General features: G+C 37.1%; 13 protein-coding genes. All 13 read left to right on the top strand.

Annotated elements, in window-relative coordinates:
- Window positions 1-58 precede the first annotated feature (58 nt).
- The 13 genes from J7S27_01125 to guaB all read left to right on the top strand — a co-directional run bounded on the left by J7S27_01125 (window position 59) and on the right by guaB (window position 14,688).
- A complete protein-coding gene (locus tag J7S27_01125) occupies window positions 59-766 on the top strand; it encodes a response regulator transcription factor (GenBank protein QTU83157.1) in 708 nt (235 codons plus the stop codon).
- Entirely contained in the window at window positions 750-2,270 is a 1,521-nt protein-coding gene (locus J7S27_01130) for a PAS domain-containing protein (protein QTU83158.1), read from the top strand. The genes J7S27_01125 and J7S27_01130 overlap by 17 nt, the downstream gene beginning before the upstream one ends.
- A gap of 211 nt (window positions 2,271-2,481) precedes the next feature.
- On the top strand, window positions 2,482-3,285 hold the full coding sequence (locus tag J7S27_01135; GenBank protein ID QTU83159.1) for an MBL fold metallo-hydrolase: 804 nt from the start codon (window positions 2,482-2,484) through the stop codon (window positions 3,283-3,285).
- A 159-nt stretch (window positions 3,286-3,444) separates the two neighbouring features.
- Entirely contained in the window at window positions 3,445-5,160 is a 1,716-nt protein-coding gene (locus J7S27_01140) for a septation ring formation regulator EzrA (GenBank protein ID QTU83160.1), read from the top strand.
- Window positions 5,161-5,381: 221 nt separating this feature from the next.
- Window positions 5,382-8,018, top strand: a complete 2,637-nt coding sequence (gene alaS, locus J7S27_01145) for an alanine--tRNA ligase (GenBank protein ID QTU83161.1) — start codon at window positions 5,382-5,384, stop codon at window positions 8,016-8,018.
- 109 nt (window positions 8,019-8,127) lie between these two features.
- Window positions 8,128-9,114 carry a GMP reductase gene (gene guaC, locus J7S27_01150; GenBank protein QTU83162.1) on the top strand — a complete coding sequence of 329 codons (987 nt, stop codon included), beginning with the start codon at window positions 8,128-8,130 and terminating at the stop codon, window positions 9,112-9,114.
- 329 nt (window positions 9,115-9,443) lie between these two features.
- Window positions 9,444-9,980, top strand: a complete 537-nt coding sequence (locus J7S27_01155) for a DUF402 domain-containing protein (protein QTU83593.1) — start codon at window positions 9,444-9,446, stop codon at window positions 9,978-9,980.
- Between the two features lie 44 nt (window positions 9,981-10,024).
- Window positions 10,025-10,480: a transcriptional repressor gene (locus J7S27_01160; protein QTU83163.1), complete on the top strand. Its 456-nt coding sequence runs from the start codon at window positions 10,025-10,027 to the stop codon at window positions 10,478-10,480.
- Window positions 10,458-11,918, top strand: a complete 1,461-nt coding sequence (locus tag J7S27_01165) for a polysaccharide deacetylase family protein (GenBank protein QTU83164.1) — start codon at window positions 10,458-10,460, stop codon at window positions 11,916-11,918. Before J7S27_01160 ends, J7S27_01165 begins: the two co-directional genes overlap by 23 nt.
- Window positions 11,919-11,981: 63 nt before the next feature.
- Window positions 11,982-12,245 carry an IreB family regulatory phosphoprotein gene (locus J7S27_01170; GenBank protein QTU83165.1) on the top strand — a complete coding sequence of 88 codons (264 nt, stop codon included), beginning with the start codon at window positions 11,982-11,984 and terminating at the stop codon, window positions 12,243-12,245.
- Window positions 12,245-12,667, top strand: coding sequence for a Holliday junction resolvase RuvX (ruvX, locus tag J7S27_01175; GenBank protein QTU83166.1), 423 nt, complete (start codon window positions 12,245-12,247; stop codon window positions 12,665-12,667). The genes J7S27_01170 and ruvX overlap by 1 nt, the downstream gene beginning before the upstream one ends.
- Window positions 12,668-12,679: 12 nt before the next feature.
- On the top strand, window positions 12,680-12,997 hold the full coding sequence (locus J7S27_01180) for a DUF1292 domain-containing protein (GenBank protein ID QTU83167.1): 318 nt from the start codon (window positions 12,680-12,682) through the stop codon (window positions 12,995-12,997).
- A gap of 209 nt (window positions 12,998-13,206) precedes the next feature.
- On the top strand, window positions 13,207-14,688 hold the full coding sequence (guaB, locus tag J7S27_01185) for an IMP dehydrogenase (protein ID QTU83168.1): 1,482 nt from the start codon (window positions 13,207-13,209) through the stop codon (window positions 14,686-14,688).
- Window positions 14,689-14,848: the final 160 nt, after the last annotated feature.

The raw sequence follows: 14,848 nt of genomic DNA on the forward strand, positions 1-14,848 counted from the left end.
TTTAAACTTTTGTGGTAAAATAGGGTTAAAGGGTGCCATATTTCAAAAGGAGGCTAATATGAAAAAAATATTAGTTGTTGATGATGAAAAGTCAATTGCAGAAATTTTAAAATTTAATTTAGTAAAAGAAGGGTACGAAGTATCCGTAGCGTTTGATGGGCAAGAAGCGCTAGACATGGTTGAGAAAGTCGCGCCAGATTTAATGTTGCTAGACTTAATGTTACCTAAAGTGGATGGATTAGAAGTTTGTCGTACCGTTCGACAAACACATGATTTTCCAATAATTATGTTGACGGCAAAGGATTCGGAAATCGATAAAGTATTAGGCTTGGAATTGGGAGCAGACGATTATGTGACAAAACCTTTCTCTAATCGTGAATTGATTGCGCGTGTCAAAGCGAATTTGCGTCGGAAAACACAATCGACGACATCGGAAGGCGAAAAAGAAACCAATCGCATTGATTTGGGTGGTTTAATCATTCACGAAGATGCCTACATCGTATCCAAAAACGGCAAAGAAATTGAATTAACGCATCGTGAGTTTGAGTTGCTACACTATTTAGCAAAACACTTAAATCAAGTGGCAACCCGTGAAGATTTGTTGTCAACGGTGTGGGGATATGACTATTTTGGCGATGTACGAACAGTTGATGTGACGGTTCGTCGTCTGCGTGAAAAAATTGAGGATGTACCGAGCCATCCGACATGGTTAATGACGCGTCGGGGTGTCGGTTACTTTGTGAAGATGAATGAACAAGAAAATTAATGAACCATTAAATGACCCAAAAGACTATCATTTTTGGGGGAGTTTACAATTTAAGCTATCCGTCTATTATGGCATTGTCATGATTGTATTGTTTTATACGGCGTTAGTTATCTTGAGCTATTTAGTTCGCAAAGAGTCGAATTTATCGACGCAATCGCTTGAGTTAGTCGATTTTATTCTTTCTCAAGTCGCCATCTATGGTAGCATAGCCATTATTATTGCGTCTGTTATCTTTATTGTTTACATTCGCCGTCAAGTCGGAAGACCGATTTCAAAAATTAAAGAGCGAGCGGATAAACTTGCCGACGGTGTTTATGACACACCCGATTCATTATATTTTTTCAACAATGAATTGAACATTTTATCCGATACGATAACAGAATTAGGATTCAAAATTAAAGACGTTAGCGCCTCAACACAAGCACAACGGCAACGTTTGGATAGTGTGTTGACGCATATGAGTGACGGCGTGATTGCCACAGATCGCCGTGGGAACATTATTTTAGCCAACGATGCCGCGTTACTTTTGCTGAATAAGCATCGTGAAGATTTGTTGCAACAGTCTATTATGGACGCGTTTGAAATCCGTGAAAAATATAATTTCCGCCAGTTGCTTGAAACAGATGATGAATTGATTTTAAATAGTTTCAGTGACGGTTTGAAAACGATTATTCGAGTTGAATTTTCAGTCATTAAGCGTCAATCGGGTTTTATTAGTGGTATTGTGTGCGTCTTAAGCGACATTACCGAACAAGAAAAAATTGAACAAGAACGTCGGGAGTTTGTCTCCAACGTTTCACATGAATTGCGTACCCCATTGACCAGCATGCGTTCGTATACAGAAGCGCTCATTGATGGAGCGTGGCAAGATGAAGATTTGGCGCCTAATTTTTTATCCGTCATTCAATCAGAAACCGATCGAATGATTCGTATGGTAACCGATTTATTAAACTTGTCTAAACTAGAAGACGGCAATATTCAATTTGATACGGAATTGGTCGATTTAACGGAATTGGTACAACGCATATGTGACCGTTACGACATTTTGTTGCAGTCCGTACAGTACAAAGATAAAGGTTATACACTTGAACGTGTGATTGCGCGTCAATCCGTTTGGATTGAGGCAGACGAAGATAAATTAATTCAAGTGATTGACAACATTTTAAATAATGCCATTAAATATTCGCCTGATGGTGGGAACATTAAAACACAAATCGTTGAAACAGAAACACACGTTGTCTTTAGTGTGAGTGATCAAGGACTAGGTATTCCTTTAAAAGCTTTGTCTAATGTATTTAAACGATTTTATCGTGTGGATAAAGCACGTTCACGCGAACAAGGTGGTACCGGATTAGGACTAGCCATTGCAAAAGAAGTTGTTGAATTGCATAAAGGAAAAATTTGGGTAACTAGTCGTGAAAATCAAGGCTCCACATTTTTTGTGTCGCTACCAAAAGTTGATTTGGCAGATGAATGGGAAAAAGAAGAAAGTGATAATGCGTAAGCACTATCGCTTTTTGTTTTATGTCAAACGATGTTTTTGTAGAACAGAGTGAGGTTTTTTTAGATAATGCATTGGCAATTGTTGTCAGTGTATCGTCTTTTATGACGCTGAGTTTACTGGACGGTTTACGGTATGGGTATAAAAGGGTTTTACTAGTGAAATGAGTCTCTTTTTGATACAATAAAAGCCTGAAAAGAAATGGAGTTTTAAAATGTCAAATTGGGCAATGAAAGTGAGTATGCTAGCCAGTGGGAGTTCAGGCAATGTTACATTTGTTGAAACGCCTACACAGCAGTTTTTAGTAGATGCTGGATTAAGCGGAAAACGTATTGAAAAATTATTAGAACAAATTGGTAAAAGTGCTAAAAATATTAATGGTATTTTTGTTACGCATGAACATATCGACCATATTAAAGGGGTGGGCATATTGGCGCGAAAATACCAAATTCCAATTTACGCCAACGAAAAAACATGGCAAGTGATTGAACAATCGTTAGGGAATTTATCGCTAGAACAAAAAATGGTGTTTTTACCAAATTCGCGTATGACTATCGGAGATATTGATGTGTGTAGTTTTGATGTATCCCACGACGCGATACACCCGCAATTTTATGCCTTTGAACGAAATGATGAAAAATTCGTCATGCTAACCGATACGGGTTATGTACCACAACGGTTAAAAGGGGAGTTGCAAAATGCCAGTTTATATTTAATGGAAAGCAATCACGATGTAGAATTGTTACGTGCTGGACGTTACCCTTGGTCGACAAAGCAACGCATTTTATCGGACAAAGGGCATTTATCGAATGAAGATGGTGCGTTGGCTGTCGGTGATATGTTAGGTAATAAAACAAAACGCATTTATTTAGGGCATTTAAGTAGCGAAAATAATATGAAATCATTAGCCAAAACAACGGTAGAAAGTGTATTAAAAGAAATGGGAAAAGGGGTTAATCACGACTTTATCATTTGTGATACAGATCCTGAAGTACCAACAACCTTAATTACATTATAGTACGACAAACCTAGTGCATGACTAAATATCGGTAAAATAAGAAATACACTACAAAAATTGGGTTTGATGATAAAAAGATATTGTTTTAAAGCGATTTTAACGGTATACTAGTAGAGATGTATCTGATAAAACAGATTGATATGAGATGGAGGGACGCACATGAACCCAGTAATCTTTTTTGTAATCATTGTTATCGTGATTGCAGGTTACGGAGCAGTATTTTATACAAAAAATAAACAAGCTAAACAAATTCATGAATTGGACGAGCGAAAAAATGCCGTATTTCAAATTCCGAATGATGTATTGGTGTTAAAATTAAACACAATGCACTTATCGGGAAAAACAAAAGGGTTGTATGAAAATTACGCGCAACAGTGGGATACGCTCGTTAAAGAACAGTTACCACAAATTGAAGAAAAATTAGAACTCGCAGAAAATTTATCAAACTCTTTAAAATTACATAAGAGTGCACAATCCGTATCAAGTGCTAAAGAGTTAATCATTGAAAGTGAACAAAAAGCGTTCCAAATTAACGAAGCGCTACAAGTTATTGTTGAAAGTGAATCGTCAACGCACGAAGAAATTGAAGCGGTAAATACGCACTATCAAACGGTGCGTAATGCCCTATTAACAAATAGTCCACAATTTAAAAGTGCCTTTTCAACGATTGAAACACGTCTACAAGAAATTGAAAATGAGTTAACACAATTCAATCAATTAATGCAAGATGCGGATTACATTGAAGCTAAAGAAGTGTTACGCGAAGTAGATGTCAAAGTACAAACACTAGACGAAAAAGCACAACACATACCCGAACTACTTAATGTATTTTCAGTTGAGTATCCTGAACAAGTCACTGATTTACGTGAAGGGTATACTAAATTAGTTGCGGATAAATTTAATTTTGTTGATATTGATATTGAATCAGCAATCAAAATGTTATCTCAACAAATTGATGAAGGTAAGCAATCGATTGATGCTTTAGACGTCGATACCATTGAAGACACTCAAGCAGCAATTGAAAAAGAAATTGAACGTTTATATGATGTGATGGAAGGTGAAATTGCCGCCAAAGAGGTGGTTCAAAAACTCATTCCACGTATCGAAGTTAAATGGACAAAAATTTCAGAAAGCAATCAACATGTTTTAGTGGAGTTGGATCGTATTCAACAAAGTTATGAATTGTCAGATGACGAAGAAAAACATTTGAATGACTTTGCAACACAATTAAATACACAATCTGAATTGTTGCGCGATTTAAAATTAGGATTTGAGCAAAATCGTTTTGTCCACACACAAACAAAAGAGAAATTAACACAAATTGCGGATGTGTTGACACAAATTGATAAGCAACAAGCGGATATCGTGAAGTCGTTAAGCGAATTAAAACAACGTGAACGCTTTGCCAGAGATCAAGTTGAATCATTTGAATTTGATTTACGCCACATGAAACGTGAGTTGGAGCGTCAACATTTACCAGGTTTACCAAAATCGTATTTAGAACTATTTTTTGCAACAACTGAACGCATTGAACAGTTGTCTCAACATTTGAATAAAATCAAAATCAACATGAAAGAGATTGATGAATTAGTTCAAATGTGTACGCAAGATGTTGAAAAATTAGACGAAGAAACAGAAGCGATTATTGATGATGCCATGTTGACGGAACAGTTCATTCAATATGCCAACCGTTACCGTATGGAATATGCATCAATTGATAAAGCCATTACCGTAGCGATGAATCTGTATCAACATCAATTTAAATATACACAAGCTAAAGAAACGATTATGCAAGCGTTAGACAACGTAGATGATCAAGCGACTGCACGTGTTGAACAATTGTATCAAAACGATAAAAATCGTCGTTTAGTTTAACAAAGATATGGGACATGCCGTTTTTAACATTAGAGAGTTTGAGTTTGGTGAAATCAAACATAAAAAAGGTGCTCCCCATATGAATTAACTAGAAATAGTTACGCTGATTGCGTTATCATCAACATAAGATATAATGGACTAAAACGTACATTGTAAGTAGGGTGGTACCGTGCATAAGCGCCCCTACTCACAATGGCGTTTTTTATTTGAGGAGAAAAATTATGACAACATTAAATAGCGCACAAATTAGAGAAAAATATTTACAATTTTTTGCACAAAAACAACACGACATCGTAGAAAGTGCATCGCTTGTTCCGGTGAACGATCCAACGTTATTGTGGATTAATGCGGGTGTTGCGCCGTTAAAAAAATATTTTGATGGAACAGAAGTGCCAAAAAATCCACGTATCGCCAATTCGCAAAAATGTATTCGTACTAACGACATTGAAAACGTTGGCGTGACGGCTCGTCATCACACGCTATTTGAAATGTTAGGTAATTGGTCAATTGGCGATTACTTTAAAGAAGAAGTTATTGCATGGGCGTGGGAGTTTTTAACAGATAAACAATGGCTAGGTTTTGATCCAGAGCTATTGTATGCGACATACTATCCCGAAGATACCGAAACGCCTGAAATTTGGAAAAAACAACCGAATTTCAATCCAACGCATTTAGTGCCGTTTGAAGATAACTTTTGGGATATTGGTGTTGGACCTTGCGGGCCATGTACTGAAATTTTTTATGATCGTGGCATTGAATTTTTAGATATTCCACAAGATGACCCAGAACATTATCCGGGTGGTGAAAATGAACGCTACTTAGAAATTTGGAACTTAGTCTTTTCAGAGTTCAACCACATGCCAGATGGAACATATGAACCGCTACCACGTAAAAATATTGATACAGGTATGGGATTAGAGCGTGTCACATCTGTTATTCAAGGGACAAAAACGAACTTTGAAACAGATTTATTCATGCCGATTATCCGTCAAATTGAAACGTTAACACGTGTAAAATATGGCGATAGCGTAGCGACAGATACCTCGTTTAAAGTGATTGCTGACCATATTCGTGCGGTAACCTTTGCAATCGGCGATGGTGCCTTACCGTCAAACGAAGGACGCGGTTATATTTTACGTCGTTTAATTCGTCGTTCCGTAATGCACGCTCAAAAATTAGGCGTTACGGGCAAATGTTTAACGCAGTTAGTACCGATTATTGCGGATATTATGGGTGGCTTTTATCCTGAAGTGGTGTCAAACCAAGATTTTATTGTAAAAGTATTAGGTACGGAAGAAGACAAATTCCACGAAACACTGCAAGGTGGCGAAGCGCTATTAAACGATTTATTTAATGCGTTACAAGAAAATGGCGAAACGATTATTGCTGGTAAACAAGCATTTAAATTGTATGATACGTTTGGCTTCCCGTTAGAATTGACACAAGAATATGCTCAAGAAAAAGGATTTACTGTTGATGTAGACGGTTTTGATGCGGAAATGACGAAACAACGTGAACGTGCCCGTTCGGCGCGTCAAACAACCGAATCAATGGGTGTTCAATCTGATTTATTGACAAAAATTACACAAGCGAGTCAGTTTGTTGGATACACGCAAACACAAGAAACAGGCATATTAGTTGCTTTAGTATCTAATGAAGAAATGGTTGACAATGTATCTGCTGGACAAAAAGCGGTATTGTTCTTTGATAAAACACCATTTTATGCTGAAATGGGTGGTCAAGTTTCTGATACGGGTGTTGTTTGTGATGAAAATGGTGACGTTTTAGCAACTGTTACGCAAGTGAAAAAAGCACCAAATGGACAAGGTATGCACATGGTAGATGTTGTCAAACCGTTAGTGGTTGGACAAACGTACAAATTAATTGTTGATGAAAGCAAACGTCGTGCGATTGTGAATAACCATACGGCAACACATTTATTGCACCAAGCGTTAAAAGATGTTTTAGGTACACACGCTAATCAAGCAGGTTCATTTGTGAATGAGGATTATTTACGATTCGACTTTACACATTTTGGTCAAGTCACAAAAGAAGAATTGGCTAAAATGGAACAAATTGTTAATGAAAAAATTTGGGAAGCACTACCTGTCGTGACGATTGAAACGGATATTGAAACGGCACGCGGTATGGGCGCCATGGCGTTATTTGGTGAAAAATATGGTGATGTTGTTCGCGTTGTGAATATTGGTGATTATTCCATTGAATTGTGTGGTGGTGTGCATGCCGATAACACACAAAATATCGGGTTATTTAAAATTGTTTCTGAGAGTGGTATTGGAGCAGGTACGCGTCGTATTGAGGCACTTACAAGTAAAGCGGCTTATATCGCAATGAAGCAATTTGAAGAAACATTACAAACTGTTGCACATAGTGTAAAAGTGGCTAATGTGTTTGATGTACCACAACGTGTGGATCATTTAAACCAAGAATTAAAAGTAACATCACAACAATTGGATAGTTTAAAAGCAAAATTATTAAATCAAGAATCTAGCACCTTGTTTAATGATGTAGAAAACGTAAACGACTTACGTGTCATTGCTGTGAACACACCTGAAAAAGATATGAATGACTTACGTGGTCTAGCAGACACTTGGAAACAAGGCGATTATTCAGATGTGATGGTTTTAGCAAGTGCTAAAGATGGAAAAGTTTCTTTATTGGTAGCAGTTAATGCGTTAGCAAACGATAAAGGAATTAAAGCGGGAGATTTAATTAAGCAAATCGCACCACTTGTTGCTGGTGGTGGTGGTGGTCGTGCTGACATGGCACAGGCCGGAGGGAAAGATGCTTCTGGTATCCCAAATGCTTTGGCAAAAGCCAAAGAGTTAATGGCGTAAATTGTCATTTCAAATCAAGTTAAAAGGCTTTTCAATGAAAATTTTAATTGAAAATGCTATAATATTTTTGGCTATTTTTTATAAATTTTGAGTATAAGGAAGTGGATTTATGGAGCAAGTAACCGTATTTGATTATGAAGATATTCAATTAATTCCCAATAAATGTATTGTGAATAGTCGTAGTGAGTGTGATACAACCGTAACGCTAGGCAAACACACCTTCAAAATGCCAGTTGTTCCAGCCAATATGCAAACGGTATTGGATGAAAACTTAGCAGAACAATTAGCGGAAAATGGTTATTTTTACATTATGCACCGTTTTGATGAAGCGAGTCGTATGCCGTTTATTCAACGCATGCATGAACGCGGGTTAATTGCTTCAATTAGTGTAGGTGTTAAACCGGGTGAATATACATTTATCGAAGAGTTGGCACAAAAAGCACTCTCTCCAGATTACATTACAATTGATATTGCACATGGACACAGTAATAGTGTCATTGCCATGATTCAACACATAAAAAAATATTTACCAGAAACATTTGTAATTGCTGGTAACGTTGGAACACCAGAAGCAGTTCGTGAATTAGAAAATGCGGGTGCAGATGCGGTAAAAGTGGGTATCGGACCAGGTAAAGTATGTATTACGAAAGTTAAAACAGGATTTGGTACAGGCGGTTGGCAACTAGCGGCATTGCGCTGGTGTGCTAAAGCAGCCCGTAAACCACTGATTGCAGACGGTGGGATACGGACACACGGTGATATTGCGAAATCTATTCGTTTTGGTGCGACTATGGTAATGATTGGCTCGCTATTTGCAGGACATCAAGAATCTCCGGGTCAAACGGTTATGGTAGATGGTGTAGAGAAGAAAGAATATTTTGGTAGTGCATCCGAATTCCAAAAAGGCGAAAAGAAAAATGTTGAAGGTAAAAAAATGTTAGTTGATTCAAAAGGCAGTATTTTTGATACGTTAACAGAAATGCAACAAGATTTGCAATCTTCAATTTCTTATGCGGGTGGAAGAGATATCGAAGCCATTCGTCGTGTCGATTATGTTATTGTTAAAAATTCAATTTTTAACGGCGACAGTTATTAATACAGTCAAAAGGGTTAGGGCATATGCCCTAGCCTTTTTGAACGCTATGCGAAACGGTGTTGGGAAACAAAAACGAATCGATTTAATGAATGCTATTCAATCGATTTTTGATGGCGATTTTAGTTTGTGCACTAATCGAGGAACTGAAACGATGTTGGTCGTCTTTTTCGATAGGTGTCAACATGAAATGTTGTCGAACCATTGAAAAAAACATGCTGTCTTTTGCGAGCAGTTGTCCGTAATGGGTATATTTTTTAAGTGGTGTATGCTAAAATAGATATGATAGCAGGCGACTAATGTCGTTAATAAAAAAGAAAGTTGGCGTAAAGATGCAACAACCACGCGAAGGTGAATTTATTACCATTAAAAGCTATAAGCACGATGGAAGTTTGCATCGAACATGGCGCGACACAATGATATTAAAAACTAGCGAACAGTCCATTATCGGTTGTAACGATCATACGTTAGTGACCGAATCGGACGGTAGACGGTGGGTGACACGAGAACCAGCTATATTGTATTATCATAAACATTACTGGTTCAATGTAGTAACGATGATTCGACCAAAAGGTATTTCATATTACTGCAATATTGCGTCCCCGTATGTCATTGATGCAGAAGGGTTAAAATATATTGATTATGATTTAGATGTCAAAGTATTTCCTGATGGCGAAAAGCGTCTATTGGATGTCGATGAATATGAACTACATCGTCGAAAAATGGCCTACCCAAAAGAAATAGACCATATTTTGAAAGAGAATGTACGCATTTTAGTAGATTGGATTAACAACGAAAAAGGTCCATTTTCTCAAGAATATGTCAAATTATGGTACGAAAGATATAAACAACTTTCAAGAAGACGTTAAAATCTTAGTCCAAAGATTTTAACGTTTTTTCTTTAGGAGAAAATATGGAAGATACAGTGCATGGTTTACGTGAAAAACGAAAGCGAATGACGCCACAACGTAAAGCAATTTTGGCGTTTATGAAAGAAACAAAAATTCATCCAACTGCTCAGCAAGTGTATGCGCACTTACAAACACAGTTTGAAAAGGTGAATTTATCAACTGTTTACAATAATTTAAACGCATTAGTTGAGTTGGGTTGTGTTATCGAGATGACTTATGGCGATGGGGCGTCGCGTTTTGATTATTATCGCAAAGATCATGAGCATTTTCATGCCATTTGTCGTATTTGTGAACGTGTAGAAGATTTTGAATATGAGCCACTAGATGATTTGGCGAATCGATTACATAAAAGTATCGGTTTTATAGTCGAGGAACCACGTCTAGAAGTGTTTGGTATATGTCGAGAGTGTAAAAAAAAGAATGATGGGGGTAAATATGAGAAAAATAGTAGAAAATAAATGGGCGCGGTTTAGTTTGATTGGACTAGTTGTTTTACTAGTAGGGGTATTCATGTTGTTTATTTATAAAAGCATGCAACCTAACGCGTATAAGCAATTATTAGATGATTCATTAAAAATCGTTCAAGAAAAAGACGAAAAAGTTGCTTATGAAACATCAAAAGAAAACGGCCACGATATTGTGCTCTATGTCCCTGTCAATGATCAAAATCAACCGAATAAAAGTGTTTATGACCGTTTAGAAACAATGAAAAAAAGCGTTGAGCAACAAACTGCTATGAAAGATACGGTACACATTCTTTACGCTTTAAAAGATGCGTCACTACCTAATGTGGAAGCGTACCAATGCTATACAGATACGTACCGCTTTTATGATGGCAAATATCACAAAGAGGTTAGTGTACACGATAACACCCTCCTCATTCAAAATAATATTGAATTATCGCTATATCAATTGTTGAGTAGTGCAAAATTTGATAGTAAGTCATTTGTAGAATCGTTAAAACAAGCGGTTCGTCAAAGTTCACTTAACGCCGATCAAAAATCTAAGTTGGAAAATATGGTGACGGGCGATACGTTGAATAAATTGTGGTTTGCTTATTCACCAAGTCGTATTGCAATGAAGTTTACGGTGGATAAAGAGGGCGATTTTTACATTCCTTTAAATCCGGAATTGGTAGTGCCATATTTTAATACGGCGTATATTTATGATAATTATAAAGAACAGTTTAAAAACCAAATTGCTGCGGCACTTGAGCAACAACTAACAAAAGAACAAGAACATTCGAAAAATTTATCGGCTGAAATGGGTAAAAAGAATGTTGGTAAAAAAATTGCAATCACATTTGATGATGGTCCATTAGACGGGCGCACGAATCGTGTGTTAGACATTTTGAAAAAGTATGATGTCAAAGCAACGTTTTATCTGGTTGGTGGACATGTTGCGGGTAACGAACATTTAATTAAACGACAAGTTGCAGAAGGGCATGAGTTAGGGAATCATACGTGGTCACATCCTAATTTAGCCGAATGTAGTGAAGAGTCTGTGATGCGTGAAATACAAGATACACAAAATGCCGTTTATCAGGCTGCAGGTGTGAAACCAAAAACATTGCGTGTACCGTACGGTTCGTATAATGCACGTGTAGCGGAAGTCGCACAACTTCCGTTAGTAAACTGGAGTGTGGATAGTTTAGACTGGAAAAATCGTAATGTTCAAAAAAATATCGATATTGTATTACGAAATACTGAACCAGGGGATATTATTTTGATGCATGATATTCATGAAGAATCTGTTCAAGCGGTAGAAACAATTGTTTCCACGTTAAAATCAAAAGGTTATGAATTTGTAACCGTTAGTGAGTTAATTGGGCAAGAGTATTTGCGACCAAATATGATTTATTTTTCTGCAACGGATTCACGTTCGACAGCGGAATAGTTGAGATTGTTGGTCTTTTAGGATACAATGAAGTTATCACAGGAAAGAAATGAGGTGTGTGATATGGAATTTACAGATAAAACAATGTTGTTTAATAAACATGAGTTAAAGCAGTTAGACTTACAAGCAACGTTATTGCATGTTTATGACGCGCTTAAAGAAAAAGGCTATAACCCACAAAACCAAATTATTGGCTATTTGATGTCAGGAGATCCCGCATATATCCCACGTCATAAAGATGCTCGTAATGCCATTCGTCAATTTGAGCGCGACGAAATTATGGAAGAATTATTAAATGCTTATTTAGTACAACATAGGAGAAACTAATGAGAATTTTAGGATTAGACGTTGGTTCTAAAACAGTCGGAGTAGCAGTAAGCGATCCATTTGGGTGGACGGCGCAAGGGATTACCATTATTAAAATTGATGAAGCCAATGAGCAATTTGGATTAAACGAAGTGCTTGGCTATATTAAAGAATATAATGTTGAAAAAGTTGTTATCGGCTTACCTAAAAACATGAATAATTCTGAAGGATTTCGTGCCGAAGCATCTCGAGAATATGCACGTCGACTCAGTGAAGTGAGTGATGTCGCAATTGATTTTCAAGATGAGCGCTTAACGACAATGCAAGCAGAAAAAATGTTAATTCAAGAGGGAAATGTTTCCCGACAAAAACGTAAAAAAGTAATTGATAAATTGGCGGCAGTCATTTTATTACAAAATTATTTAGATAGTCATTCAAATTAAAGGAGATAAAAAATGAGCGAACATACACATAACCATGACCACGATCATAACCATGAAGAAGAACAATTTGTTACCATTATAGATGAAGACGGTAACGAAGAGTTATATCAAATTTTATTTACATTTGATTCAGAAGATTTTGGTAAATCATACGTTCTGTTATATCCAGCAGGAACAAGCGAAGATGATGATGTTGAAATTCAAGCGTATGCTTTCAAAGAAAATGAAGAAGGTGGCGCAGGAGACTTATTGCCAATCGAAACTGAAGAAGAGTGGGATATGGTTGAAGAAGTATTAAACACATTTATGGAAGATGAAAATTTAGCATAACGTAAAAGCGGCCGAATGGTCGCTTTTTTCGTCTATTGAAAAAGATAATACTAGAATTGGCATCTTATAGCAGTAGCCCTAAAAATAAAACAACTAAAAAATTGCACAAATTATGATAAAACCGTTAAAAGTCGTCATTTGTCTGTTGACGGTAAAACGTTTTTTTGCTATTTTAATACATAAAAAAATGGTGATGGAGGATGCTATCTATGACGTTATGGGAGACAAAATTTGCTAAAGAAGGGTATACATTTGATGATGTGTTATTAATTCCTGCGGAAAGTCATGTGTTGCCAAATGATGTTGATTTGTCCGTACAATTAGCTAAAAATATTCGCTTAAATATTCCAATTATTTCCGCAAGTATGGATACTGTGACAGACAGTGCTATGGCAATTGCAATGGCGCGTCAAGGTGGATTAGGAATTATCCATAAAAACATGAGTATCGAAGAACAAGCAGAGCATGTTCGAAAAGTAAAACGTTCAGAAAATGGCGTTATCATTGATCCATTCTTTTTAACACCAAATGATTTAGTACAAGATGCTGAATATTTAATGCACCATTATAAAATTAGTGGTGTGCCTATTGTAGATGATGTCAACCATAAAAAATTAGTCGGCATTTTAACAAATCGTGATTTACGTTTTATTACAGATTACTCCGTATCCATTGACAGTGTGATGACGCGTGAGCATTTAATTACGGCGCCAGTTGGGACATCTTTGAAAGATGCGGAGAAAATATTACAAAAACATAAAATTGAAAAATTACCTATCGTAGATGAATTTGGCAAATTATCGGGTTTAATTACAATTAAAGATATTGAAAAAGTGATTGCTTACCCTAATGCAGCAAAAGATGAGCATGGTCGATTAATTGTTGGAGCAGCCGTTGGTGTAACGAGCGATACATTTGAACGTGCAAGCGCCTTGTTAGAAGCGGGAGCAGATGTGATTGTCATTGATACCGCTCATGGACACAGTGCGGGTGTTATCCGTAAAATTAAAGAAATTCGTGAGACGTTTAAAGATGCCACGCTGATTGCGGGGAACATCGCTACCGGAGAAGGCGCGCGTGCTTTATTTGAAGTCGGTGTCGATGTCGTTAAAGTTGGAATCGGTCCGGGTTCTATTTGTACGACACGTGTCGTGGCGGGTGTTGGTGTACCACAATTAACGGCCATCTATGACGCAGCTAATGTAGCAAAAGCCTATGGAAAAACAATTATCGCCGATGGCGGTATTAAATATTCAGGTGACATTGTCAAAGCGCTAGCAGCGGGAGGGCATGCCGTTATGTTAGGCAGTATGCTTGCTGGGACAGATGAATCGCCGGGTGAATTTGAAATTTACCAAGGCCGTCGTTTTAAAACATATCGTGGTATGGGATCGTTAGGTGCAATGGAAAAAGGATCGAGTGATCGTTATTTCCAAAGCGGTGTCAATGAAGCCAATAAGTTAGTGCCAGAAGGTATTGAAGGACGTGTAGCCTATAAAGGCAGTGTCGCTGATATTTTATTCCAAATGGTTGGTGGTTTACGTTCGGGTATGGGTTATGTTGGTGCAAAAGATTTAGCCTTTTTACGTGAAGAAGCACAATTCATTCGTATGTCGGGTGCCGGTTTAAAAGAATCACATCCACATGACGTACACATTACAAAAGAAGCACCAAATTATTCAGTGCAATAAATCGATTTAGGGTTGATGGCGTGAGTCATCAACCCTACTTTTATGCAGTATACTTTTTGTTTCTCGAATCCATACAGATGAATCATAAAATAATCTGTTTTTAAAATCATCTTCACAAATTATCGTGAGGCTTTGCCATAATCAAAAATGGGATTGATAT

This window comes from Carnobacteriaceae bacterium zg-C25, assembly GCA_017945845.1.
Classification (GTDB): domain Bacteria; phylum Bacillota; class Bacilli; order Lactobacillales; family Aerococcaceae; genus WM01.

Excerpts from the sequence above, each read along its gene's own strand:
- J7S27_01165 (QTU83164.1), top strand. The coding sequence starts at position 10,458 with ATGAGAAAAATAGTAGAAAATAAATGGGCGCGGTTTAGTTTGATTGGA.
- J7S27_01140 (QTU83160.1), top strand. The coding sequence starts at position 3,445 with ATGAACCCAGTAATCTTTTTTGTAATCATTGTTATCGTGATTGCAGGT.
- J7S27_01130 (QTU83158.1), top strand. The coding sequence starts at position 750 with ATGAACAAGAAAATTAATGAACCATTAAATGACCCAAAAGACTATCAT.
- J7S27_01160 (QTU83163.1), top strand. The coding sequence starts at position 10,025 with ATGGAAGATACAGTGCATGGTTTACGTGAAAAACGAAAGCGAATGACG.
- guaC (QTU83162.1), top strand. The coding sequence starts at position 8,128 with ATGGAGCAAGTAACCGTATTTGATTATGAAGATATTCAATTAATTCCC.
- J7S27_01155 (QTU83593.1), top strand. The coding sequence starts at position 9,444 with ATGCAACAACCACGCGAAGGTGAATTTATTACCATTAAAAGCTATAAG.
- J7S27_01180 (QTU83167.1), top strand. The coding sequence starts at position 12,680 with ATGAGCGAACATACACATAACCATGACCACGATCATAACCATGAAGAA.
- J7S27_01125 (QTU83157.1), top strand. The coding sequence starts at position 59 with ATGAAAAAAATATTAGTTGTTGATGATGAAAAGTCAATTGCAGAAATT.
- alaS (QTU83161.1), top strand. The coding sequence starts at position 5,382 with ATGACAACATTAAATAGCGCACAAATTAGAGAAAAATATTTACAATTT.
- ruvX (QTU83166.1), top strand. The coding sequence starts at position 12,245 with ATGAGAATTTTAGGATTAGACGTTGGTTCTAAAACAGTCGGAGTAGCA.
- J7S27_01135 (QTU83159.1), top strand. The coding sequence starts at position 2,482 with ATGTCAAATTGGGCAATGAAAGTGAGTATGCTAGCCAGTGGGAGTTCA.
- J7S27_01170 (QTU83165.1), top strand. The coding sequence starts at position 11,982 with ATGGAATTTACAGATAAAACAATGTTGTTTAATAAACATGAGTTAAAG.
- guaB (QTU83168.1), top strand. The coding sequence starts at position 13,207 with ATGACGTTATGGGAGACAAAATTTGCTAAAGAAGGGTATACATTTGAT.